The sequence below is a fragment of the Natronococcus sp. genome (assembly GCF_047921035.1).
Taxonomy (GTDB): domain Archaea; phylum Halobacteriota; class Halobacteria; order Halobacteriales; family Natrialbaceae; genus Natronococcus.
Genome location: NZ_JBLRWX010000001.1, coordinates 62309 through 85379, shown reverse-complemented (window position 1 = coordinate 85379; position 23071 = coordinate 62309). Strand labels below are relative to the sequence as shown.

Annotated in this window: 18 protein-coding genes and 1 pseudogene; 4 read left to right on the top strand and 15 right to left on the bottom strand. The window is 65.5% G+C overall.

The features are described from left to right. The first annotated feature begins 32 nt into the window (after positions 1–32). The 3 genes from ACNA7R_RS00450 (at position 33) to ACNA7R_RS00440 (ending at position 4193) form a co-directional block, all read left to right on the top strand. A complete protein-coding gene (locus ACNA7R_RS00450; RefSeq protein WP_416281551.1) occupies positions 33–680 on the top strand; it encodes a hypothetical protein in 648 nt (215 codons plus the stop codon). 408 nt (positions 681–1088) lie between these two features. Continuing rightward, positions 1089–2702 (top strand): BCCT family transporter, encoded by a 1614-nt coding sequence (locus ACNA7R_RS00445; protein ID WP_416281594.1) that lies wholly within the window; start codon positions 1089–1091, stop codon positions 2700–2702. A 129-nt stretch (positions 2703–2831) separates the two neighbouring features. Then, positions 2832–4193: an aminotransferase class III-fold pyridoxal phosphate-dependent enzyme gene (locus ACNA7R_RS00440; protein WP_416281550.1), complete on the top strand. Its 1362-nt coding sequence runs from the start codon at positions 2832–2834 to the stop codon at positions 4191–4193. 84 nt (positions 4194–4277) lie between these two features. On the opposite strand, the gene ACNA7R_RS00435 is transcribed toward ACNA7R_RS00440, so the two are convergent. The 8 genes from ACNA7R_RS00435 to ACNA7R_RS00400 all read right to left on the bottom strand — a co-directional run bounded on the left by ACNA7R_RS00435 (position 4278) and on the right by ACNA7R_RS00400 (position 13975). After that, positions 4278–6617 (bottom strand): PAS domain S-box protein, encoded by a 2340-nt coding sequence (locus ACNA7R_RS00435; protein ID WP_416281549.1) that lies wholly within the window; start codon positions 6615–6617, stop codon positions 4278–4280. A gap of 109 nt (positions 6618–6726) precedes the next feature. Further along, complete coding sequence (locus ACNA7R_RS00430) at positions 6727–7695, bottom strand: sugar phosphate isomerase/epimerase family protein (protein ID WP_416281548.1); 969 nt, start codon at positions 7693–7695, stop codon at positions 6727–6729. Between the two features lie 161 nt (positions 7696–7856). Continuing rightward, entirely contained in the window at positions 7857–8060 is a 204-nt protein-coding gene (locus ACNA7R_RS00425; RefSeq protein WP_416281547.1) for a hypothetical protein, read from the bottom strand. Continuing rightward, positions 8053–9249: an ABC transporter ATP-binding protein gene (locus ACNA7R_RS00420; protein ID WP_416281546.1), complete on the bottom strand. Its 1197-nt coding sequence runs from the start codon at positions 9247–9249 to the stop codon at positions 8053–8055. The genes ACNA7R_RS00425 and ACNA7R_RS00420 overlap by 8 nt, the downstream gene beginning before the upstream one ends. A gap of 3 nt (positions 9250–9252) precedes the next feature. After that, the gene (locus ACNA7R_RS00415) at positions 9253–10251 is read right to left on the bottom strand and encodes a carbohydrate ABC transporter permease (protein WP_416281545.1); all 999 of its coding nucleotides are present in this window, start codon (positions 10249–10251) and stop codon (positions 9253–9255) included. A gap of 1 nt (position 10252) precedes the next feature. Beyond that, positions 10253–11272 carry a carbohydrate ABC transporter permease gene (locus ACNA7R_RS00410; RefSeq protein WP_416281544.1) on the bottom strand — a complete coding sequence of 340 codons (1020 nt, stop codon included), beginning with the start codon at positions 11270–11272 and terminating at the stop codon, positions 10253–10255. 2 nt (positions 11273–11274) lie between these two features. Further along, positions 11275–12753 carry an extracellular solute-binding protein gene (locus ACNA7R_RS00405; protein ID WP_416281543.1) on the bottom strand — a complete coding sequence of 493 codons (1479 nt, stop codon included), beginning with the start codon at positions 12751–12753 and terminating at the stop codon, positions 11275–11277. A gap of 145 nt (positions 12754–12898) precedes the next feature. Further along, on the bottom strand, positions 12899–13975 hold the full coding sequence (locus ACNA7R_RS00400; protein ID WP_416281542.1) for a TrmB family transcriptional regulator: 1077 nt from the start codon (positions 13973–13975) through the stop codon (positions 12899–12901). Between the two features lie 211 nt (positions 13976–14186). On the opposite strand from ACNA7R_RS00400, the gene ACNA7R_RS00395 reads away from it, so the two are divergent. After that, a complete protein-coding gene (locus ACNA7R_RS00395; RefSeq protein WP_416281541.1) occupies positions 14187–15008 on the top strand; it encodes a hypothetical protein in 822 nt (273 codons plus the stop codon). 3 nt (positions 15009–15011) lie between these two features. Here ACNA7R_RS00395 and ACNA7R_RS00390 read toward each other — a convergent pair whose 3' ends face one another. The 7 genes and pseudogenes from ACNA7R_RS00390 to ACNA7R_RS00360 all read right to left on the bottom strand — a co-directional run bounded on the left by ACNA7R_RS00390 (position 15012) and on the right by ACNA7R_RS00360 (position 22877). After that, on the bottom strand, positions 15012–15971 hold the full coding sequence (locus tag ACNA7R_RS00390) for a carbohydrate kinase family protein (RefSeq protein WP_416281540.1): 960 nt from the start codon (positions 15969–15971) through the stop codon (positions 15012–15014). A 52-nt stretch (positions 15972–16023) separates the two neighbouring features. Continuing rightward, positions 16024–17439, bottom strand: coding sequence for a TIGR00366 family protein (locus ACNA7R_RS00385; protein ID WP_416281539.1), 1416 nt, complete (start codon positions 17437–17439; stop codon positions 16024–16026). Between the two features lie 5 nt (positions 17440–17444). Beyond that, entirely contained in the window at positions 17445–18869 is a 1425-nt protein-coding gene (locus ACNA7R_RS00380; protein WP_416281538.1) for a short-chain fatty acid transporter, read from the bottom strand. A gap of 167 nt (positions 18870–19036) precedes the next feature. Beyond that, positions 19037–19192 (bottom strand): annotated as a pseudogene (locus tag ACNA7R_RS00375) (nitroreductase); the annotation flags it as partial. Between the two features lie 122 nt (positions 19193–19314). Next, complete coding sequence (locus tag ACNA7R_RS00370; RefSeq protein WP_416281537.1) at positions 19315–20142, bottom strand: ZIP family metal transporter; 828 nt, start codon at positions 20140–20142, stop codon at positions 19315–19317. A 175-nt stretch (positions 20143–20317) separates the two neighbouring features. Beyond that, a complete protein-coding gene (locus ACNA7R_RS00365) occupies positions 20318–21553 on the bottom strand; it encodes an RNA-guided endonuclease TnpB family protein (protein WP_416281536.1) in 1236 nt (411 codons plus the stop codon). Positions 21554–21848: 295 nt separating this feature from the next. Further along, positions 21849–22877, bottom strand: coding sequence for a hypothetical protein (locus tag ACNA7R_RS00360; RefSeq protein WP_416281535.1), 1029 nt, complete (start codon positions 22875–22877; stop codon positions 21849–21851). Positions 22878–23071: the final 194 nt, after the last annotated feature.

The window sequence follows — 23071 nt, the reverse complement described above, 5'->3', positions numbered from 1 at the left end:
ACGTTAATTCGCGCGCTCCACCAGTAGCCTGTATGAGCCAGGATGACGTCCCGCAGTCGCTTCGAACCGCGGCCGACTCGGACCGGCCCCGCGGGATCCTCACCCCCTCCGACCGCGATTTCCTGCTCGGCCGGAAGACGGACTACACCGACCACTCGAAGAAACAGAAGCGCAACCGGATCCGTCGCCGGGTTCGAAACGCGGTGCTCGATTTCAGCATCCTCTTCGAGTACATGGAGGAACGGGACCGGGAGACGGTGTTCGACCCCGACGACGAGGACCGGGACGCCTACACCCAGGGGATCACGGACATGCTCGCCTTCCTCCACCTCGGTACGATGGGGTACCACACCCCGTTCAAAGACATGCTCTCGGAGGGCGTCGGTAAGGCCGAACAGCGCCTCGCGGGGTCGAACTACCGGATGGTCAACGTCGAGTTCAGCGTCGAACCGGTCGGGCAGATCGACGTCGATGAGGTCGTCGAGAAGCTCGAGAACGAGGAGTTCGCCCAGCTCACCGACGAGGAGCTGCGAGCGTTCGTCCGGCTGCTGACGATGTCCGACTCCTTCTCTCCGGAGGCGACCCGCGAGGAGATCAAGGACCGCGTCGACGAGTTCGCCGAGCGCGCCGAGGAGAGCGCGGCGGCTCGCGAACGCAACCTCGAGGAGCTGACGAACTGACAAGTTCCGTCTCGGTCACGGCTCGGACGGGGACGCCGGGACGAGATCGAATACAGTTCGTGAGTACGACGATTTGTAATGCGGACGCCGGGTAATTCGTCGAGAGACGGTTCCGAGCGACAGATGTGATCATCGAACGCTATGTCGTAAAGACCTGAAGATATATCTATATACTCTGCACGAGTGTTAAATTATAGATACTGTTGAGAGACTTCGTACGGGATCCGTATAATAAACGCAATCTGTGTATGGCGGGTACGAAAAGGAAATGTTTATGCAAGATACTGGCAATTGGTTCGGTATGCCATCGCAGCGCACGGCGAGCGGGTGGGAGGATCGACGCGGATCGAACCGGCTACTCGGCTCGAGAGCCGGAGGTGAGTCCCCGTGAGCAATAGTGAGCAGGGGATGGTCGGTCGATTCCTCGACGAACTCGATCCAGTCGTCTTCGTGTTCGGCGCGTTGCTTACCGTCGGGGTGATCGTGGCGTTTTTCCTCGACCGGGATCTCGTCGCCGGCGGGATCGAAACCGTCCACGGGGAGATGCTCAGCTACATGAGCTGGGCGCTGCTGGTGATCGTGTTCCTGGTCGTCGTCTTCCTGTTGTACCTGATCGTCGGCCCGTGGGGGAAGCTCAAACTCGGCGACCAGGACCCCGAGTACAGCTTCCTCTCGTTTTTCGCGATGCTGTACTCGGCGGGCTTCGCCGCGGGCGTCGTGTTCTGGGGGCCGACCGAGGGGCTGTTCTACTACGCCGATCCGAACCCGCTGTTCGGCATCGAAGGGGGAACGAGCGAGGCGATACCGTTCGCGATCCAGCAGACGCTGTTTCACTGGGCCCTGCCCCAGCTGGCGGTGTTTACGATTATGGGGATCGCGATCGGCTACTTCGCGTACAACTACGACAAGGTTCCGCTGCGGGTTTCGTCGGCATTGACGCCGATCATCGGAAAAGAGAACCTCGACGGACCGGTCGCCAAGGTCGTCGACATCCTCGCGGTGTTCGCGACCATCGGCGGGGTCGCGACGTCGCTGGGCTTTATCGGTAGCCAGTTCATCAGCGGCCTCGAGTACCAGTGGGGACTGAGCTTCGGTGACACCGGCGTCTTGCTCGTGGTGACGACGATGACGATCCTCTTTACGATCTCGATGGTGCTCGGCGTCGACAAGGGGATCCGCCGGCTCTCGAACTTCAACATGGGGCTGTTCGTCGTGATCATGCTGGCGACGTTCATCCTCGGACCGTCGATGTTCCTGCTGTTGCTCGGCTCGCAGGCGATCGGCGGGATGATCAGCAACTTCGTCTCGATGAGCCTCTACACCGGTGCCGGCGACGGCGGTACCGGCTGGGTCGAGAGCTGGACGGTATTCTACTGGGCGTGGGCGCTCTCGTGGTCCCCCTTCGCGGGGCTGTTTATCGCCCGGATCTCGAAGGGCCGAACGATTCGCGAGGTCGCCTTTACGGGAATCGTCGCGACCTCCGCTGCGACCATTCCGTGGTTCACGTTCGTCGGCGGAACCGCCGTCTACCTGCAGGACACCGGCGGTGCGGACTTCAGCGAGGTCATCGCGGGAGAGGTCGGTGCCGAGGTTTCGGGCTTTATCCTGTTCGACGCCCTGCCGTTCGGCGCGGTCTTCATGGTCGCGTTCCTCGTGATCGTGACGACGTTCTTTATTACGTCCGCTGACTCCTCGACGCTCGCGGTCTCGATGATGACCACGGGCGGCAAGGAATCTCCCTCGACTATCAACCGAGTCTTCTGGGGCGTCGTCCTCGGGGTGACCGCCGCGATCCTGATGATCATCGGCGGCGAAGGTGGCGCCGGCGCGCTCGAGCAGGCCGTCGTCATCACCGGCGCACCGTTCGCCATCGTCTGTTTCCTCGCGATGCTGTCGCTGATCAAGAACCTGAGTGGCACCAACGGCCGCGTATTGCTCCAGGAGGAGACGGTGATCGTCGGCTCGACGGAACGGCGATCCGACGACCCGGCGACGACTGCGGAGCCGGGCGACGACGACTAACGGAGCCGTTCGGTCCAATTCTGTAACCGCTTGCATCGGGTCGTTCGGCGCGACGACCCGGTCCTCGCCTCCCGGCGACTGTGCTCATCTATAACAACATTTAATGTACGACGTACACATTATCTGTGTATGGACAGGGACACTGCCGAACCGAACGTGGACGCGTTCCCCGGCCCCAACGCCCAGGAGTGGGTCGAGTTCCACGGGGAGAACGCGGCGCCCAGCGAGTACTCCCACGAGTTCGTCTGGGACGTGACTCGCGAGGCCGACGGACCGTTCGTCACCGACGTCGACGGCAACGTGTTGCTCGACTTTACGTGTCACATCGGCGCCGCACCGCTCGGCTACAACAACGAAAAGGTCACCGACAAGCTGCGGGAGTTCGACCTCGTCGAACCGATGAAGATCGCCGGCCAGGACATGTACTTCGGCGCGGGCCCGACCCCCGAGGAGTCCGACGTGCCGGGCTCGAGTCACCTCATGGAGAAACTGGTCGACGTCTCGAGCCAGTACGGGATGGACACCGTCTTCCTCTCGAACTCCGGCGCGGAGGCCATGGAGAACGCGATGAAGATCACCCACGACCACCGGGCGCCCGCGAAGTACGGCGTCGCCTTCGCCGGCAGCTTCCACGGGCGCACCTTCGGCACCCTCTCGATCACCAAATCGAAGGAGGTCTACACGCGCCACTACCCCGAGATCAGCGGGATCGAGACGGTCCCGTTCTGTGCCGACCGCGGCTGTGACGCCGCCAGCTGTGACTGTGGCTTCTTCGCGAACGAGGGCTCGCAGCTTCGGAACTCGCTGTCTCCGGAGGGCGGCCACATCAATCCCGACGAGATCGCGTTCCTGACCCTCGAGCCGATCCAGGGCGTCGGCGGCTACCGCTTCCCCAGCGACGCGTTCATGCAGGAGGTTGCCGACGTCACCGACGAGTACGACATCCCGCTGGTCGTCGACGAGATCCAGTCCGGCGTCGGCCGCACCGGGAAGCTCTGGGCCTCCGATCACTACCCGATCGAGCCCGACGTCATCTCCGCCGCGAAGGCACTGCGCGTCGGCGCGACGATCTCCCGCTCGGAGATCTTCCCCAGCGAGAAGAACCGACTGGGCTCGACCTTCGGCGGGGGCGACCTGCTTGGCTCGATGATGGGCGCGTTCACCCTCGAGGCGATCGACGAGTACGATCTGCTCGAGAACGCTACCGACCGCGGCGAGCAGGCGAAGGAACTGCTCCGGGACGATTCGCCCGACCACGTCGTCGACGTTCGAGGCAAGGGACTGATGCTGGCCGTCGAGTTCGACACCCCCGAGCGCCGCAGCGCGGTCGTCGAGGAGTCCCTGCGCCGCGGGCTGTTGACCCTCGGCTGCGGGAAGAAGACGATCCGGCTGCTCCCGCCGCTGGACTCGAGCGAGCGCGAGATCGACCTCGGGATCGGGATCTTCCTCGAGGCGATCGAGGCCGCGGGACGAAGCGCAACGGTAGCGTAACGGAGTCGACCGGGCAGTTTCGAAGTTCCGGGTTGCCGGTCCGGTTTCCCGCGTTCCACAGTACAGACGGACCGAGACGACGTTCTACACCGCGGGAAGCGTGAACGTGAACGTCGTCCCCTCGCCGGGTTCGGACTCCACCCGGATCTCGCCGCCGTGGCGTTCGACGATCCGCTCACAGAGCGCGAGTCCGATCCCGGTTCCGGGGTGTTCCTCGCGACCGTGGAGCCGTTCGAACACGTCGAAGACGCGGTCTTGCTCGTCGGCGTCGATTCCGATTCCCTCGTCGCGGACCGCAACCGCCCAGGTTTCGCCGACGCGCTCGGCCTCGACGCGGATTCGGGGCGCCCCGTCGCCGGAGTACTCCATCGCGTTGCTCAGGAGGTTCTGGAAGAGCTGTCGAAGTTGGGTTTCGTCGCCCCGCACGCGGGGAAGCGACTCCGCCGCGATTTCGGCTCCGCTCTCGTCGATCTTCATTCGGAGGGTATCGAGCGTCTCATCGAGCACGCCGTCCAGGTCGACGGGCTCGAACGGCTCGCCTTTCGTGTCGACGCGCGCGTAGTCGAGCAGCCCGTCGATCATCTCGCGCATCCGGTCGGCGCCGGCGACGGCGAACCCGATGAACTCCTCGGCGTCCTCGTCGAGGTCGTCGCCGTACCGGCGCTCGAGCAACTCGAGGTAGCTCGTGATCATTCGCAGCGGCTCCTGGAGGTCGTGGCTGGCGGCGTAGGCGAACTGCTCGAGTCGCTCGTTGGACTCCTCGAGCCGCTGTTCGTACGTTTTCCGCTCGGTGATGTCGGTGAGCGTCACGATCGCTCGGATCACGTCTCCGGCCGCGTTCCGCACCGGCTTGCCGTGTTCCATGATGATCCGACGCTCGCCGTCGAACGCGTGGATCTCGTACACGTTGGGATCCGTGACCGATTCACCCCGAAGTACCTGGGCCATCGTCCACTCCTCGGGATCGACTGGCTCGCCCGTGTCGGCCCACACCGCGGAGTACTTGTCGTACTCCTCGACGGACTCCGCGTCGAACACGTCTCCGCCCCAGATCTCCTCTGCGACGTCGTTGGCTTTGAGCAACGTTCCGTCGCCGTCGGCGACGACCGCGCCGACGGGAAGCACCTGAAACAGCGTCTCGAGCTGCCGCGACTGGTTCTCGGCCTCGAGTTCGGCTCGCTTTCGGTCGGTGATATCGGTGAGCGTTCCGGGGAACGTCAGCGGATTCCCGTTCTCGTCGCACTCGACGTGACCCCGGGCGACCACCCACCGGAGTTCGTCGTCGGCGTTGCGAACGCGGTACTCGGCCTCGTACTCCCCGCACGTCTCGACCGCGGTTTCGATTTTCTCCCTGACGCGCTCGCGGTCGGCCTCGTGGATCGAGGAGACGAACTGCTCGAGCGGAACGCCCTCGCGGGCGGCGTCGGGATCGATCCCGAACTGATCGGCGAACGACGCGCCGACGACTATCCGGTCGTCGGGAACGTGCCACTCCCAGGTCCCGACTGCGCCGGCCTCGGTCGCGGCCTCGAGCCGCGATTTCGCGTCCTCGAGATACTTTTCGTTCTCCTTTTGCTCGGTGACGTCCTGTACGACCCCGATCGCACGAACCGGCTCGCCGTCGGTGTCGTAGTAGAACTCGCCCTGGGCCGCGATCCACCGCTGTTCCTCGTCGGCTCGGGTGATCCGACAGTCGAACTCCCACGTTCCCGTCTCGAAGGCCTCCTCGAAGCTGTGCTCGACGAACTCGCGATCCTCCGGATGGACGTGCTCGAGAAAGATCTCGAAGCTCCACTCCTCGCGGGGCTGCTCGTAGCCGAAGATCCGATCGTGCTGGGGCGAACGGACGGGCGACTCCCGGGTCTGGAGGTCGAGCTCCCACATGCCCAGCTCGCCGGCCTGGAGCGCGAGCCGCAAGCGCTCCTCGCTCTCCTGGAGGTCGCGCGTTATCTCGTAGCTTTCGCCCTCGTACTCGAACTCGCGGTGCTGTTTGCGCCAGTCGAGTTCCGTTCGGTCCCGGCGGGAGATCTCGCGGACGGTTCCGACGGCGCCCCGCAGGGACTCGTCTTCGTCGAAGGGATTCACTCGAATCTCACAGAGCACCAGGTTCTCGTCGGCGGTCCGGACGGGAACCTCGAGGAGCCCACTCTGTTCGGCGGGATTCGTCCGGAGTCGCTCGATTTCGCGCTCGATCGCCGACCCGTCGGTGTCGAGGACGTCGGCGATCCCCTCTCCCAGCAGTTCGTCGTACGCGTACCCCGTTAACTCGGCGATAACGTCGTTTACCGCGACGAAGCGGCCCTCGACGTCGAGCTGAAAGATGCCGTCGCCGATCGTGCGAAGGAGCGTTCGATACCGCTGATGGGCCTCGTCTTCGGCCGCATCCTCCCAGAACGCCATCCCGGGCGCGCTCCGCTCACTCATACGTTAGTAACGCCCGGCGACCCGGATAAGCCCTCTGCGAGAGCGACAAGGGTCGAGATCCCGTCGTGGCGGAGTCCGTGGTCGAACGGACAGCTGCCAGTCGGCCCGCCTACTCGGCCCAGTACGCCTCGCCGGGCTGTTCGCGGAAGACAGCCCGCTCGAGGATTTCGACCGCCTTCTCGAGACCTTCGCGGGAACTGGTCAGCGAGTCCTCGTGTTCGATCGAGAGCGCGCCGTCGTAGCCGACCATCCGCAGCGTCGAGACGACGTCCTTCCAGTGGCCCTCGCCGTGGCCGTAGCCGACCGACCGGAACAGCCACGAGCGATTGGGTTCGTCGTCGTAGGCCGTGGTGTCGAGGACGCCCTTCTCGCGGGCCTGTTCCTCGTAGACCTTCGTGTCCTTGGCGTGGAAGTGGTGGATCGCGTCGCGCTCGCCCAGATACCGGATCGCGTCGGTGATCGAGATATCTTGCCAGTACAGGTGCGAGGGATCGAAGTTCGCGCCGACGCGCTCGTTCGTCTCCTCGCGCAGGCGGGCCATCCCGTGGGGTTCGTAGACGAGCATGTTCGGATGCATCTCGATCGCCAGGTCGACGCCGCGGTCGTCGGCGTACTCCGCGAGCTCCGACCAGTAGTCGACGGCGACCTCCCACTGGTAGTCGTGGGCGTCGGCGTGTTCGGTCGGCCACGGCGCGGTGATCCAGTTCGGAACCTCGTCGTCGGGACCGCCGGCGGGGAGTCCCGAGAAGCAGGTTACGGTCCCGACGTCGAGCTGGTCGGCGAGTTCGATCGCCTCGCGGAGTTCGGTGTCGGCCGTCTCGGCCTGCTCGTCGTCGGGGTGCAGCGGGTTGTTGTGCGTCGCGAGCGCGCTGATCCGCATGTCGAACTCCGAGAGCAGTTCCTCGAGTTCGGCCTGGGCCTCTTCGTCGTCGAGATACTCCGCCCGGACGAGGTGGTCGTCGCCGGGGAAGCCGCCGACGCCCGGTTCGATCGCGTCGACGCCGATATCCGAGAGGTACGCCAGGGCGCCCTCGAGCGATTCGTCCGCGAGCGGTGGGGTGTGTACGCCGATATCCATACGGGTAGACCGTCGTGACGAGAGTCAATAAATCCGGGTGGAGCGAGGTCTGCGGAAAGCGGAGAGACGGCCTATGAAACGGCGTTTCCGGAAAAATCCACTGGGCGTTCAGTTTCCACGCATCGCTCGAACCGAGATCGAAAACGGCTTCTGTCGGCCGTTCAGTACAGCTGCTGTTCCTGCTCGTTCTGCTCTTGCTCGCGTTCCTGTTTTGCCTGCTGGCGCTTGCGTCCGCGGCGGTACTGCTTGATACCGGGGATGACCTTGTTTTTCACGTCCAGAGCGAACGAGACGATCCCGTAGATCCAGAAGAAGAACAACACGAGAAAGCCCCCGTAGTAGACGACGGGAACGAGACTACTCATGCTGTCCCCTGGATTCGGCCGCCGCTTCCGTTCGCTCTGCCTCCGAGAGGTCGACGATGCCGTGTGCCAGCGCGTCGCCCGATGCGGTGTCGAACAGGTGGACCTTCGAACGGTCGAGGACGACCGAGACCGACTCGTCGGCCTCGATCTCGGTGTCGGGATCGACGCTCATCAGCAGCTGGTTGGCGGCGCCGGCGGCCTCGTCGCTGGTCATCGAGGAGCTACTGGAGCCGTCCAGCGTAAGGTAGACGAAGATTTCGTCGCCCATCGGCTCGAGGACGTCGGTCGTCGCCTCGATCACTTCGGAGGGGGAGGTGACCTCGTCCTCGTTTCTGATGAGGTAGATGTCCTCCGGGCGGACGCCGGCCGTGATCTCGTCGCCCGGTCCGACGCCGAGTTCGGTCGTGTCGAACTCGATATCGAAGTGTTCGGTCGTGATGCCGCCGTCGACGAGTTCGCCGTCGGTGAAGTTCATCGACGGCGAGCCGATGAAGCCGGCGACGAACAGGTTCGCGGGCTCGTTGTAACAGGTAAGCGGCGGGTCGATCTGCTGGAGCTGACCCGCGTTGAGGACGGCGATCCGATCGGACATCGTCATCGCCTCGGCCTGGTCGTGGGTGACGTAGATGATCGTCGTGTCCAGTTGCTTGTGCAGGCGCTGGAGCTCGGTCCGCATGTGCACCCGCAGCTTCGCGTCCAGGTTCGCCAGCGGCTCGTCCATCAGGAAGACGTCGGGGTTGCGAACGATCGCCCGTGCGATCGCGACCCGCTGTTGCTGGCCGCCCGAGAGCTCGTTGGGCTCGCGATCGAGCATCCCCTCGAGCTGAACGATCTCGGCGGCGTCGTCGACCCGCCGATCGATCTCGTCCTGGTCGTACTTCCGCAGCCGAAGCCCGAACGAGATGTTCTCGTAGACGTCCATGTGGGGGAACAGCGCGATGTTCTGGAAGACCATCGACACGCCCCGATCCTTCGGCGGCAGGTTGGTGACGTCGGCGTCGCCGATCCGGATCGTTCCCTCGGTCGGCTTCGTGAGGCCGGCGATGGTCTCCATCGTCGTCGACTTCCCACAGCCCGAGGGGCCGACGAAACAGACGAACTCTCCGTCCTCGATCTCGAGATTCATGTCGTCGACCGCGACGACGTCTTCGTAGCGCTTCGTGACGTTGCTGAGTGATACGCGTGCCATAGGTTACTCCTTGAGTCCTCCCGCAGTTAGTCCGCTAACGATTCGTTCCTGTGCGACGATCACGAGGATCAGGATCGGGATGACCCCGACGATGCTCGCGGCCGCCATGAGATTGAAGTCGGTCGTGTACTGGTCCTGATAGCTCAGGATCCCGCCGACGAGCGGCGACCAGTTCTCGGGGACGTTCTCCAGGGCCATGATCGAGCTGAAGAAGTACTCGTTGTAGACCGCGATGAACGTCAGGACGGCCGCCGTCGCGACGCCGGGCGCCGACAGGGGGATGATGACCCGGAACAGCGCGCCCAGGCGGGTCGTCCCCTCGACCCGAGCGGCGTCCTCGAGCCCGTCGGGAATCTGTGAGTAGAAGGTGGTGAGGATGAAGATCGCCAGCGGCATGAACAGCGCGCTAAACGGCAGGATCATCGATCCTGGCGTGTTCACCAGCCGCGGCGGCTCGAACAGCTCGATCCCGAGGAACGGGATCACGACGGCGTTCCCGAGGAACGCGTCGAACAGCGGGATCAGAAACGCCGCCGGCGGGAAGTACGACACCATCAACACGGCGAGCATGAGCGGTCCCTTGCCGGGGAAGTCGAGCCGCCCGAAGACGTAGCCGGCGAGGCTCGCGACCAGCAGGACGATGATCGTCGTGACCGTCGCGAGCACGAAGCTGTTGAACACGTAGAGGTGGAACGGGATCTGCTGGAACACCTCGACGAACGCCTGGGGGTTGAACCCCTGCGGGTGCGGGAACTCGATCCCGATTACCGGCAGCGACCAGTCACCCGTGAGGATCTGGCTGTTCGGCGTCAGCGCCAGCACCAGCAGCCAGTAGAACGGGAACAGCGTCGTCACGAGGAAAAAGCCCGCGGCGACGTAAAACAGCACCCGGTAGAGGCGGCTGCGCTTCTCGTCGTCTCCGATGACGCCCTGGGTCCACTGCGCGAGGACGCCGTCCTTGGTGTCCGAGCCGTCGGACTGTTGTTCGGTTGTCGTAGCCATGTCAGAATCCCTCCTTGTACTGTCTGTAGATCACGATCATCGCGAGGATGCCGATGATCCCGGCCGTCACGAACGCGATCGCGGACGCGAGTCCGCGGTTCGTGTTGAACGTCTCGACGACCATACACGACAGCGACGGGACGACCGTACAGCTCGAGGCGATGTCGATCAGGCCGTAGACCCGCATCGCGTCGATCGTCCGGAACAGCACGGCGATGGCGACGGCCGGCAGGACGAGCGGCAGCGTGATCAGCCTGAACTGCTGCCAGCGGCTCGCGCCGGCGACCTTCGCGACGTCGTAGAGGCTGCGGTCGACACTTTGCAGCCCGGCGAGGATCAGCAGGGCCATAAACGCCGTCGTCTTCCAGATGTCGGCGACGGTGACGATGATCAGGGCGCTCAGCGGATCGTTGAGCGTGTTCGTCGGCGCGAGAAGTCCGAAGTTCGCCAGGTACTCCGTGAGAAAGCCGGTGCTCGGGTGGAACATCAGGTAGAAGATCATCCCCTGAATGACCAGCGGCACCGCCCACGGGATGATGATCGCGACGCGGACGAGACGCCGGCCGCGGAACTCCTGGTCGAGGATCAGCGCCTGTCCGAACCCGATAAGCGTCTCGAAGAAGACGCTCACGACGGTAAACACGAGCGTCACGATCAGTGCGCTACGGAACCATCCCTCGACGTGGACGAACGGGAAACTCGAGCTCGTCGCGATGTCGGGAAGGAACGTCGTCGATCCGGGGAAGTCCGGATCGCGATCGCCGGTGAACATGTCGACGTAGTTCTGGAGCCCGACGAACTCCGGGTCGCCGGTGCCGAGCACGTTGATGTACATCGACAGCTCGAACGTCCGCAACAGCGGGTAGAGCGCGATCGCCCCCAGGATGACGAAGACGGGCGTCAACAGCAGGTAGGCGAACGCGGTTTCGCCGAGGTTTTCCAGCCACCGCGTGACCGCTACCAGCGGTCCCGAGCGCCGCGATTCCCGGGTTGCGGTGTCCGGTTCTTGTTCAGTGCTCATCCTTACGATTCGCTTTCTTCGAGCGCTTCCTGGAGATCAGCCGCGGTGTCCGCGGGACTCTGGTCGCCGGCGACCGCCTGGTTGACCTGTTCGGCGATGATCTCGGCCTGGGACGGCCACTGCGCGGTGACGGGGCGGGGCATCGCGTTCTCGCCGGCCACGCGCAGCGTCTCCATGTAGTGGCCGATCGGACCGACGTCGTCGGGATCGGTCGCCTCCTCGTCGTCGAACAGGTCGGGTTTGGGCGGCAGCCAGGCGACGATCTCGAGCATGCCGAGGTTGAAGTCGTCCTCGGTCATCGCCTGCATGACCTGTATCGCCTCCTCCGTGCGCTCGGAGTTGGGGTTGAGGCCGATGTGCCAGCCACCCTGTGCGGACGCGGTGCCACCGGCGCCGGGCTGGGCGGCCTCGTCCTCCTCGACCGCGTAGGGGACCGGCATCGCGCCGAGGTCGTCCTCGTCGTCGAACGGGTAGTCGTCGCCGTCGAGTGTCGCCGGCACGATGTACGGCCAGTTGCGAAGCATCGCGGTCTGGCCCGAGGAGAACGGCTCGCGGGCGCCCTCCTCGTCCCAGGACGTGATGTCCGTCGGAGCGATCCCGGTCGGGAACTCGTCGAGGGTGTCGTCGTCCTGCTCGTCGGAGACGAACGTCCGCATCATCGCGAGCGCGTCGATGAACTCCTCCTCGTCGACGGTAACTGGTCGGTCGCCGACGGGACCGCCGAGGTTCTCCTCGCCGCCGAAGTACGCGCCGCCCCAGGAGGTCATGACCTCGTTGAAGCTACAGCAGGAGGTCCCCTCGTAGATGTCCCACTGCGTCGCCAGTCCGGCCTCGGCGTCGGAGGCCTCGAGCATCTCCCCGGTCAGCTCGGCCCACTCCTCCCAGCTCATCGGCTCGGTCGCCCACTCCTCGAAGTCGTCGTCGTCGTAGCCGGCATCGCGGGCGTAGCTCTTGTTGTAGTACATGCAGCCGTAGTCCGGGAACAGCGGCAGCGCCATCAGGTCGCCGCTCTCGGGGTCCCGGGCGGTGTCGACGAACGCCTCGAAGTACTCCTCGTCGATCAGGTCCAGCGTGTCGTCGTCGAGCTCCTCCGAGAGGTTCGCGAGGTAGCCGTTCTCGATGAGGACGTTGGTCCAGCCGGTGTCACACATCATGAGATCGGGCTCGGTCTCGCCGGCCTCGATCAGCTGCGAGTAGGTGTCTCGCTGGTCGCCGGTGTCGTCCGACTGGGAGCTGAAGGCGATCTCGATGTCCTCGTCGAGTCCGTTCTCGTAGAGCAGGTCCGGCATCCCGTCCTCGACGTCGTCGATGGTGGTCGACCCCATCGCGATGACGACGTCGCCGTCGCCCTCGTCGCCGTCGCCGTAGATACAGCCGGCCAGGCTGACCGTCGCGCCGGTCGCCCCGGCTGCGGCGACGAACGTCCGTCGCGAGACGCTGGATTCGTTTTCGGTACTCCCCCGTGAATATCTACCACTCATGAACAGGACCATTGAATTGTACCTATTTATAATTGCTGGGTTGAGTACAACGGATGTAGTTAACTTCTCTCGCCCGTGTCGGGAAACGAGGATGTTCCGATCCTCGACTCGTCGCGAATCGGCCGTCAGTCGGCGTCGATCGCGATCACGCGGCCGAGTCGATCCGGATCCGAACCGCTTCGACGTCCTCGACGATCGCTCCCCAGCCGCCGACGCTGTAGGTTTCGCTCCCGCTCTCGAGCGTGAACGCGGCTTTGCCCGCGAACTGCGTGATCGGCACCGATCCGCCCTCGCCGCCCGCCGTCCCGGTGTAGCTGACGTCCGTCACCGTACCGGAGACGGTCGTCTCGTTTCCGGTGTCCGTCTCGAACCCCTCGACGACGGCCTCGACGCGCCGGTCGTCCTCGAGGAGCGGTTCGACCCGGCGCAGACACTCACGGATGTCGACGTACGTGATCGGAGCGTGCTCGTTTCGGTCCGAGTAGACGGGGTCGTACACGTCCCAGAGACAGGTGTTGAAGTACCAGTAGAAGACGTACGCGTGGGTGCGGTCGTTGACGATAACGCCGTACTCGTTCGCCGAGTGCCTGTTCGGCGCGAAACACGTCCAGGTGCGATCGACGAGCGCGACGAACGGTGCGGGAATCCGACGGTACCGGGCCTCGGTACACGTCCTGGCGAGCCGTTCGGTCGACGGCAGCGACGGCTCGTCGGCCGTCTCCGGGAACAGACACACCTTGACGTCGGCGCCGCCCGCGAGGGCGGCCTCGAGGGCGCCCTCGAGCGCGTCGAACTGCGCGGGGGTGAGTCCGATCTGGACCTGGTGGTCGGCCGACCGGACGAGTTCGTTCGCCCGCGTGAGGACGGTGTCGAACCGCTTGACGATGCTGACGGCGTGGTCCTCGATGTCGGGACGGGTCCACCGGGTCTCGATCTCGTCGGCCGCGCTCTCGAGGCGGGTCGCCCGCGACCGGAGGTCCTCGAGCACCCCCGCGGGGTCACACGCCCGGGCCTGAAGACTTCCCTGTTCGTACGTTTCGACGTACCCGCGGTCCTCGAGCCCTCGCAGCACGTCGTAGATCCGCGGGTCCGGAACGGAACTCGCCTGTGCGACGTCCGTCGCGGACGCGGAGCCGCGCTCGAGCAGCGTCACGAAGGCGTCGGACTGGTACGGCGAGAGCCCCGCCTCCTCGAGGGTCGCCACGAGTTCGTCGGGGTTCATCCGGCGACCACCGCGGGAGTCACGCGACGAACGGAGCGAGCGCCCGTCAGACCGCGCCGAACCGTCCGCAAGCGGTTGCCCACGCTACGCCACCGGAGACGCCCCCCGCGTCGTGTGACCAGTTGTCGCATAGCAACGGTGTACAACAGTAATTGTAAAAAAGACTCTCGTTGTCGCTACACTGAAGGCCGTCGGGTCGAAACGCGACCGTATGACCCGCCTCCTCGAGCGGATTCGACGCCCCGAGTACACCGGCTCGAACCGGTGTTGGCCCTGCACGATCACGAACGGCGCGCTGGTCGCGGTCGCCGCTGCCGCGCTCGCCGTGGCCCGCCGCCGACGACTGGCCGCCGCGGTCGGGGTCGCCGGGCTCGCTTCGATCGGGCTTCGGGGCTACGTCGTTCCGTACACGCCCCAGTTTGCGCCCCGGCTCGCGGCCGCGCTCTCGCTGGATCCACACGACGCCGACGAGCCCGGCTCGCTCTCGGGGGTTTCGGACGGCGACGAGACCGACGACGAGGCGGTCTCCGGCGAGGCGGTTCTCGCCGCGCTGGTCGAGGCGGACGTCGTCGTTCCCGACGGCGAAGAGCTCCGGCTCGAGCCCGCGTTCGGATCGGCCTGGCGCGACGAGATGCGATCGCTTCGCGACCGCGACCTCGAGGAACTCGCCGCGCTCGCCGACCGGCACACGGCGCCCGACACCGAAGCCCGGGTCGGGAGCAGCTTCGGGCGCTCCTACCTCGTCTTGCAGGGCGAGGGCGGCGGTATCGTCACGCTCCGCCGGGAGATCGCGGTCGCCGAACTCGGCGCCGCGCGGGCGCTCGAGTCGCGGGTCGACGATCCCGCGATCAGGCGTGCGGCCGGCCGCCCGCTGCGCTCGCTGCTCGAGGCGTGTCCGCTCTGTGACGGCTCCCTCGAGATCACGCAGTCGACCTGCTGTGGCGAGGTGACGCCGATCGGCTCGCTGCCCGCGGAGAAGTTGTTCTGCCCGGACTGTAACGTCCGACTGTTCACGTTCGGCCGGGACGAGTGAGGCCTACTCGTCGGCTCTGATTCGCCGAACCGCATCGCGATCCGGCAGCGCCGTCATCGCGCCCGCGGCCGTCGTCGCGGCGGCGCCGACGGCGTTGGCGAACGCGAGCGTCTCCTCGAGATCCTCTCCGTCGGAGAGCGCCGCGATCGCGCCGGCGACGAAGGCGTCGCCCGCCCCCGTCGTGTCCACGACGTCGGCCTCGTACCCGGGGTGGTCGGCGGTTCCGGACCACGGCGCGTCCTCCCCGGCGACCGCGAGCGCCCCCTCGCCGCCGCGGGTCGCGAGGACCGTCGATGGCCCCTCCTCGAAGGAGCGGGCGTCCCGGGCCACCTCCTCGACGCCCGCTCCCGCGAATCCGAGCGCCTCGAGTTCCTCCTCGGCCGCCTTCAGCACGTCGACGTGTGCCAGCGCCTCCCGAACGACCGCCCGGAACTCGGCGTCGTCGGACCACAGCTCCGGTCTGGCGTTCGGGTCGAACGAGACCGTACAGTCGTTGGCGGCAGCCCGTTCGAGCAGGTCCAGCGTGGCCTCCCGCGAGGACCCCGTCGAGAGGGCGACCCCGCCGGCGTGGACCCACTCGAGTTCTTCGAGCACGGCGTCGTCGATCCGACCGGGCTCCATTCGAGTGTCGGCAGTGTCGTCGCGGTAGAACGAGAACTCCCGGTCGCCGGTCTCGTCGTGGGTGACGAACGCCAGCGTCGTCTGGGCCGCGGGATCGCGCTCGAGGAACCGATCCGGAAGCCCGTGTTCGTCGAGCGTCTCGACGAGGTAGCGGCCGAAGGGGTCCTCGCCGACGCGGGTCCAGAACAGCGGCGTCCGCTCGAGGCGCTCGAGGGCGACGGCGACGTTCGCGGGCGCGCCGCCGGCCCGTCGGTCGAAGCGCTCGACGCTCGAGATCGGTCCCGGATGCTCGGGCAGGAAGTCGATCAGCGTCTCGCCGGCGACCAGGATGTCGCGAGTCATGTGCCCCCGTTCGTCCGCCGAGTGATAATGTGTTGCGAAGCGGGACGTCGAGTCAGACGATCAGTAACGAGCCGACCACGACGGCCGAGACGTACAGCGTGACGACGGCGGCGTAGGTCGCGAACTCCCGCCAGTCGAACCCGTAGATCGAGAGCACGCTGGCGAAGAGGAACGCGAGCCAGAGGTTCGAGACGCCGGCGCCGTACATGGTCGCGACCAGCGCGGGCACCCCTTCGACTCCCGCGGCCGCCACCGCGGGGCCCTGGAGCAGCCAGAGGGAGCCGGGATCGGGCACCAGCAGGCCGAGCCCGAACGCGGCGACGTAGGAGGCGACGTACGGCAGCCCGGTCGCCGCCAGCGCGTCGCCAAGCGGCGCGTACAGCTCCGCCTCCGTCAACAGCGCGAACGTCGCGGCGTACAGCAGGAACGGGATCGCCATGTGGTTGGCCCACCGCGTCGCGTCCTCGGTCTTCTCGCGGAACGCCATCGGCGGCCCCTGCACCGCGAGCCCGACGACGACCAGCCCGAACGCCAGCCAGGGCAGGGTCAACGCCCCGCCGGTACCGAAGTGCCACCCCAGCGAGGCGACCCCGATCGCGACGACGATCCAGGTGAGCGACTCGGCGTTCTCGAGGCGGTCGCCGGGCTCCCAGTCGACGGGATCGCGAACGGGTGCGTAGTGGTCGAGGGTCTCGGCGATCGAGCCCTCGAGGATGCGATCCCGGTCCTCGAGCGGTTCGATCTCGTCCTCGTCGTCGGGCGCCAGCCACACCAGCAGGAGCGGCAGCGTCAGGACGAACAGCAGCGTCGGGGCGAGGTTCGCCGGGTGGAGGAGGAACTCGCTCATCCCGATCGTCCCGACGTCGTCGATCATGAAGTTCGCCAGCCCGGTGTCGTCGGCCGCGATCAGGGCGCCGAGGCTCGAGGGCCCCTGGTTGGCGACGACGAGCGCCAGCAGCCCGCCCGTCAGCACCGACGGGTAGTGAACCGCGGTGCCGCTCTCGCGGGCGCGCCGACAGAGCCGCTGACCCAGCAGGACGCCGCCGATCAGGCCGAGCGCCCAGTTGAGCCAGCCGAGCGCGAGCGAGGTGACCGCAGTCGCGTAGATCACGCCAGTTTGGCTCGTCGGCAGCCGGATCGCGAGGCGGTCGAACGCGGCGCCGACCCGCGGGGACTCGACGGCCGAGGCGCCGAGCACCCAGTAGAGGAGCAACAGCATGTGCAACGCGAACAGATCGTAGACGTAGAACCCGCCGCCGAGCAGCTCGAGCTGGGTCGTCGGCTCGAGTTCGGGGACGGTGGCGACGATCGCGAGGGCGGCCAGCCCGAGCGCGCCGACCAGCGACTCGGGAAAGTACTTCCCGAACGTCGGGACGAACGCGGTTCGGAGGTCGGCCTCGGTTTCGCGGTCGGCGTCGGCGGTATCGACGGGTCGTTCGTTCTCTGCCGAGGTTGGTTCTCCCGCCATCGCGATCACCCGAGCACCCCGATCATGAGCGCGCCGGTTCCCATCACGACGCCCGAAAAGACGAACAACACCGCGACGTAGCCCATCATATCGCGGATCGTGAGTCCGGCGATGCCGAGCACCGGGATCGCCCAGAACGGCTGGATCATGTTCGTCCACTGGTCGCCCATCGCGAACGCGATCATCATGTGGTTCATCTGGGTGCCCTCGATCGACTGGGTCGCGGAGGCGTAGATCTCGCCCATCACGACCCACTGCCCGCCGCCGGAGGGAACGAAGAAGTTGACGATCCCGCCGGAGACGAACACGAGCGCGTACCACGTCGTGTCGGTGGCGTACTGGGCGGCCGTGGTCGCGATCAGTTCGACCAGCCCCGAGAACACCATGATCCCCATGATCCCGCCGTAGAACTGGAACTGGATGATGATCTGGCTGGCGCCGCGGATCGCCTCGTGGAAGACGTCGATGTAGCTCCGCAGCGACATGTGCGCCAGAAAGCCCAGCCCGAACATCGCCGTGATGAGGACGTTGATGTCGAGGACGTCCATGAACGGCTGGGTCGAGAACAGGTAGAGGAGGTAGGCCCAGATGGCGGCGCCGACGCCGACACACACCAGCGTGCTGTCGAGCACGGCCGCCTTGAGCCGCGAGTCCCGCATCCGATGGGGGCGCTCACCGACGTCGCTGCCCTGCGCGCTCTCACCCCGGGCAGCCCGCAGCTTCTCCTCGGGGACGGTCGTGACGTTCTCCCGATCGGGCGCCATCAGCGGCATGAGGACGACGACGACCGCGACGACGGCGGCGATCATCACGAGGTTGATCGGGTGGAAGATCGTCTCCGAGACCGGGATGACGCCCATCGTCTCCTCGGCGAAGTGGCCATCGGTCGCGACGAGTAACAGCGCCGCCCCCGAGAGCCCCTGGTGCCAGGGCAACAGCCCCGCGTAGGCGGCCGCGACGAGCAGCGGGTAGTGGACATCGGTCCCCTGCTCGGCCATCGCGATCCCGACCTCCCGGGCCAGGATCGCGCCGGCGACCAGGACGACGCCCCAGTGAAAGAGCCCGAGTAGCTGGCCACAGAGCGCGACGACGAAGATCGCCTGCGTCTGACTGCTCGGTATCGAGGCGATCCGTCGGAGCCCGCGTTTGATCGGCGGCGAGTCCGCCAGCGCCCACCCCGTCAGCAGGGCGAGCGAGGCCTGCGTCGAGAACGTGATGACCTCCCAGAACCCCTCGCCCCAGTGGGTCGCGACGCTCGCCGGCCCCTCGTCGGTGACGACCACCGCGATGACCATCGTCAGCAGCGTCAACAGCAGCGCGAAAATGAAGGCGTCGGGCAGGTACCGCTTGATCAGCCTGCTCGCGACGTTGCCCAGCTGCGTAAAGAAGCGTCCGATCCGTCCGGATCCCGCCGAACCGATCGTACTCATCGTTCGCTCCGGGCGAGCGTCGGTGCCCGCCGTTTCGAAACCGCTCGGCGATCGTGATTCGGCACTGTCATCTACCGGCTACGGATTCCGGAACCGGAAAAAGATGCAGCCTGATTGGAAGGCTTGCCGGCTTTCGGCCCGAGCGAACGGCGGTTCCCCGCCCGCTACTCGAAGCCGCCCCGGTGGACGATCTCCTCGAGCGGTTCGCCGGTCATCGCGCGCGGCGACCAGCGGTTGACGAACAGCGGGTCGATCTCGTGGTCGGGCTCGCGGTGGTCGGCGACCTCGTCTCGGATCTCGCGTCGCTCGGCGAACGTCTGCATACTCGAGTGAAGACGGTCGCGACCTATCACTGTTCCCGGACGCTCGAGTCACCCGGTGACGGTCGCGTCGTCGGAACGCGTTCACGCTTCTCTCGGTACCCGGTACCGCTGGTCGACGTGGTTCAGCCCAGCGAGATATCGAGATACAGCATCACGATCACGCCGAGGATCGTCCCGAGGGTCGCGACCCGTTCGTACCCGCTCGCGTGCGTCTCGGGGATGATCTCGTCGCTGATGACGAACAGCATCGCCCCGGCGGCAAACCCCATCGCGTACGGCAGCAGCGCCGAGATCGAGACGACGGCGTAGGCGCCGAGGACGGCCATCGGAATCTCGACCACGCCCGCCCGAATCCCGGCGAGAACGGCGTAGAACCGCCTGTCCAGCCCGGCGTTGACCGCCGCCAGCGAGACCGCGAACCCCTCCGGTATATTCTGAACCCCGATCGCGAGCATCAGCGGGATCGCCGTCTCGAGGTCGCCGCTGCCGAAGCCGACGCCGACGGCGAGCCCCTCGGGCATGTTGTGGAGCGTGATCGCGAGGATGAAGAGGACGACGGCCGCCAGCCGCTCGTCGTCGACCGGGAGTTCGGTGCCGGGTTCGGCGGCGTCGCGTCGTCGTCGGCCGGTGAGCAGGAAGTGGGCGTGAGGGACGAGCAGATCGGAGCGATCCAGAAACAGCGCGCCGAGCGCGACCCCGACGAGAACGGGTATCGGATTTCCGTCCGAGTAGGTTTCGATGCCGGGGATGATGAGGCTCGTGAAACTCGCTGCGAGCATGATCCCCGCGGCGAACCCGAGCGCGGCGTTCATCGCCCGATCGGAGGGGTTTCGCCAGACGAAGATCAGCGACGCGCCCAGCAGGTTGAGCGCGGCGATGACGAGGCCGCCGACGAGACCGTGAACGATCGGATCGGTGCCGAACAGATCGACGAAGGAATCGACTACCACGCGCTCCACCGCGGTCGCGTACCACCGCTGTCGAGCCGACGAGGACGCCACCGCCGCGTTCGACGAGTCATGACGAACGCCCCTATGACCTCGAGCGGAAAGAAACTGTGACATCCTCCTCGCCGTAAACGGCGAGGCTTCCCACAACAGTGGGATTCCGGCTATGCCGTAGGTTTCAGTCCGAGTAGGCCGCGAGCGTCATCTGCGAGGATTTCTCGCTCGTCTCGCGGTGGACTGTGGCGCTGTCACTGGCGCTCCCGTTCCGTGGCGAGTCATTGCGTTCCAGTTTCCAAGGAACGCTCTCTCCCCACGGATCTACGCTACCGGCGATGTTCGCCGCCGCGTTGATATCTGCGTGGAACTCTGTTACGTGGCAGTCGTCGTTCGTGCACTTGAACTCGGCTTGCGACCCACGACGGCCGATGTAACCGCACTCGTGGCACGTTTGGGACGTGTAGCGCGGATTCACGAACCGGACCGGAATACCGGCCTCGGTGGCCTTGTCCTCGATACGACCCTGAAGACGGGCGAACGCCCATGCGTGGAGGCGCCGGTTCATGTACTTGCCGTAGTCCAAGTCCTCCCGGATGTACGATAGATCCTCCATTACGATTACTGGATCGTCGAACGACTCGGCATACTCAACGGCTTCCCGAGAAACCTTCTCAACGATATCCGTCAGCGCGTTCTGGTAGTAGTCGAACCGTTCGTCCACACGCCATTCGGCGGCGTCGCGTTCCTGAAGGCGCTTCAGGGTCGTGAACATCTCTTTACGGAGGTGTCGCGCACGACTGCCAGTTTCGAGCATTGGTTTCGTCGGCGTGTTGCGCTTGAGGGCACAGCCCGTAATCAACGCGGATTCGCCGATATCGAAGCCGATGTGCGTCTCGTCGCCGTCCGTCTCTGGTTCTTCGACCGAGTATGTGACGGCAATGTGCAACACCCAGCTGCTCCGGTTCTGCTGAAGCCGGATCTGTCCGGCTTTGGCGTCTTCGCCGAGGAGGTCGTGCCACAGCGATTCCTGTTCGGGGTTGATCCGAAGCGGAATCCAGAAGTTCGTTCCGTAGCCCGGAAGCGGCACGTTCCAACAAATCTCGTGGTGTCGAGATTCGTCGCGGTCGAACTTCGCGGCCTGATTCGTGAGCCGGATCGGGTGTTCGTCGTCTAACTCGCGTGCGTTGTACGTTTTCCGGAGTTTCGGGACGTAGCTGCACAGTGCAGCCTTCGCCTGATACGGTAGGTCGAACGGCGTTACTACGTCGGAGACGCCGTTCATCGTATCGGCACCGGAGTCGAACGCATCGTGCAACGCCTCGCGGTAGGTGGAGAGAAGGCGCCGGAGACGCACCGATTTCCCCTGTGTCGGTGGGGAGAGCGTCGCCTCGAGCGTTTTCGTCACCTCCTCTGCCATACCCATCTATACACATAAGCCACACTTATACATTGCGGAGTTGTAGCGTGACGTGATGCAACGGAAGCAGATAACGATTCGAGAGGATCAAGTCGAATGGATCGACGAAAACCACATCAACCTATCCAGCCTCGTGAGAGGCTGCATCGACGAACGTATGGAATCCAGTTCCGCCGAGTAGCGGCGGCTGCGAAATCAAGTGACGCGATTCACGCCCGCCGTGAACGGCGCGATTCTCTCGCTGTTTAAGGATAGGCGCGTCCCACCACACGCGATCGGCGTGCCCCGCGGCGCGCTACTTTTCCCAGTCGATCGCGTCCGTTCGCTCCGCCTGCCGGAGGATGAACGGCCCGAGCGAACCGGTTCGTTTCGAGATGGTCGCGATTCGCAACACGTAGGCCGCGAGGAGGAAGAAGGGGACGAGCGTGATCGTCGTACTGGCGCTGACGAGCCACACCATGTTATCGACGCCGAGGAACGTCCCGGGAACGGAGTCGGGCTCGAGGTACAACACCGTCGCGGTCGCGACGACCACTCCAGGTAGCCCGGCGTACAGTATCGACCGCGTGAGGTGGACGAGTTCCCACTGGAAGTACAGCGACTTGAAGTGCTCGAGCGCCGGGCCGAACAGCCGCAGCACGTCGATCAGTTCGTCGAAGGTCTCCAGCTCGTCGTCGTCGAGGCTGTCCTCGTGCTCGTGTCGAAGCCGCCGCACCGCGTAGATCTTCCACGAATAGTTGTAGTTCAACCCGGATCGCAGGACGCCGAACTCGCCGAACTCGGAGGTCTCGAGCTGCGAATCGATCTCCTCGGAGTTCCGACAGACGTTCTCGACGAGCCGATCGGTCCGGCGCCGAAGCGTCTCGTCGGCGTTATCGGCGACGACCTCTTGAAGCGCCTCGGCCCGTTCGCTGCTCGTCTGCACGAGCGCCTGCAGGAACTGGGAGGGGTCGGGCGGGCCGACCGTTCCGAACAGCTCCTCGACGCTGCGTCGGTACTCCATCGCCTCGTTCATCCACGCCTGCTGGTCGCCCAGCCGACCGAGTTCCTGTGAGAGCACCAGCTGATTGATCGAAACGACGAGCGTCACGCCCGTGAGGGTCGCGGCGATCAGCGCCTGGAACGCCGTGTCCACGGGCGACCCGTTCGCCATCATCTCCCGAAGCGGCAGGGCGACCGCTCCGAGCCCGACGAGCGCGGCGAAAGTCGCGACCGAGAGGAGTCCCGCGAGCAGCCACCGGTTCGCGTCGAGCAGGAGCCAGTGGGCGATCCGACTCTCGCCGGTTCGGCCCCGAAGCGTGTCCGTCGACAGCGGGTTCTCCATACCCTTCGTTCAGCCTCCAGCGGAAAAGCGGTTGAGCTTGGAAGCGGAACCCGTCAGGTGCCGAAACGCTCCGGTCCGGAGAGTGTGAAAAATCGGTGCCCGTCGTTCGAGCGGTCAGACGGGCCGCTGTACGTCATTTGTGGTGCAACCGTGACCGTCTTGTGGTTGCGCCGGCAAATCGTTGCAGCAGTCCG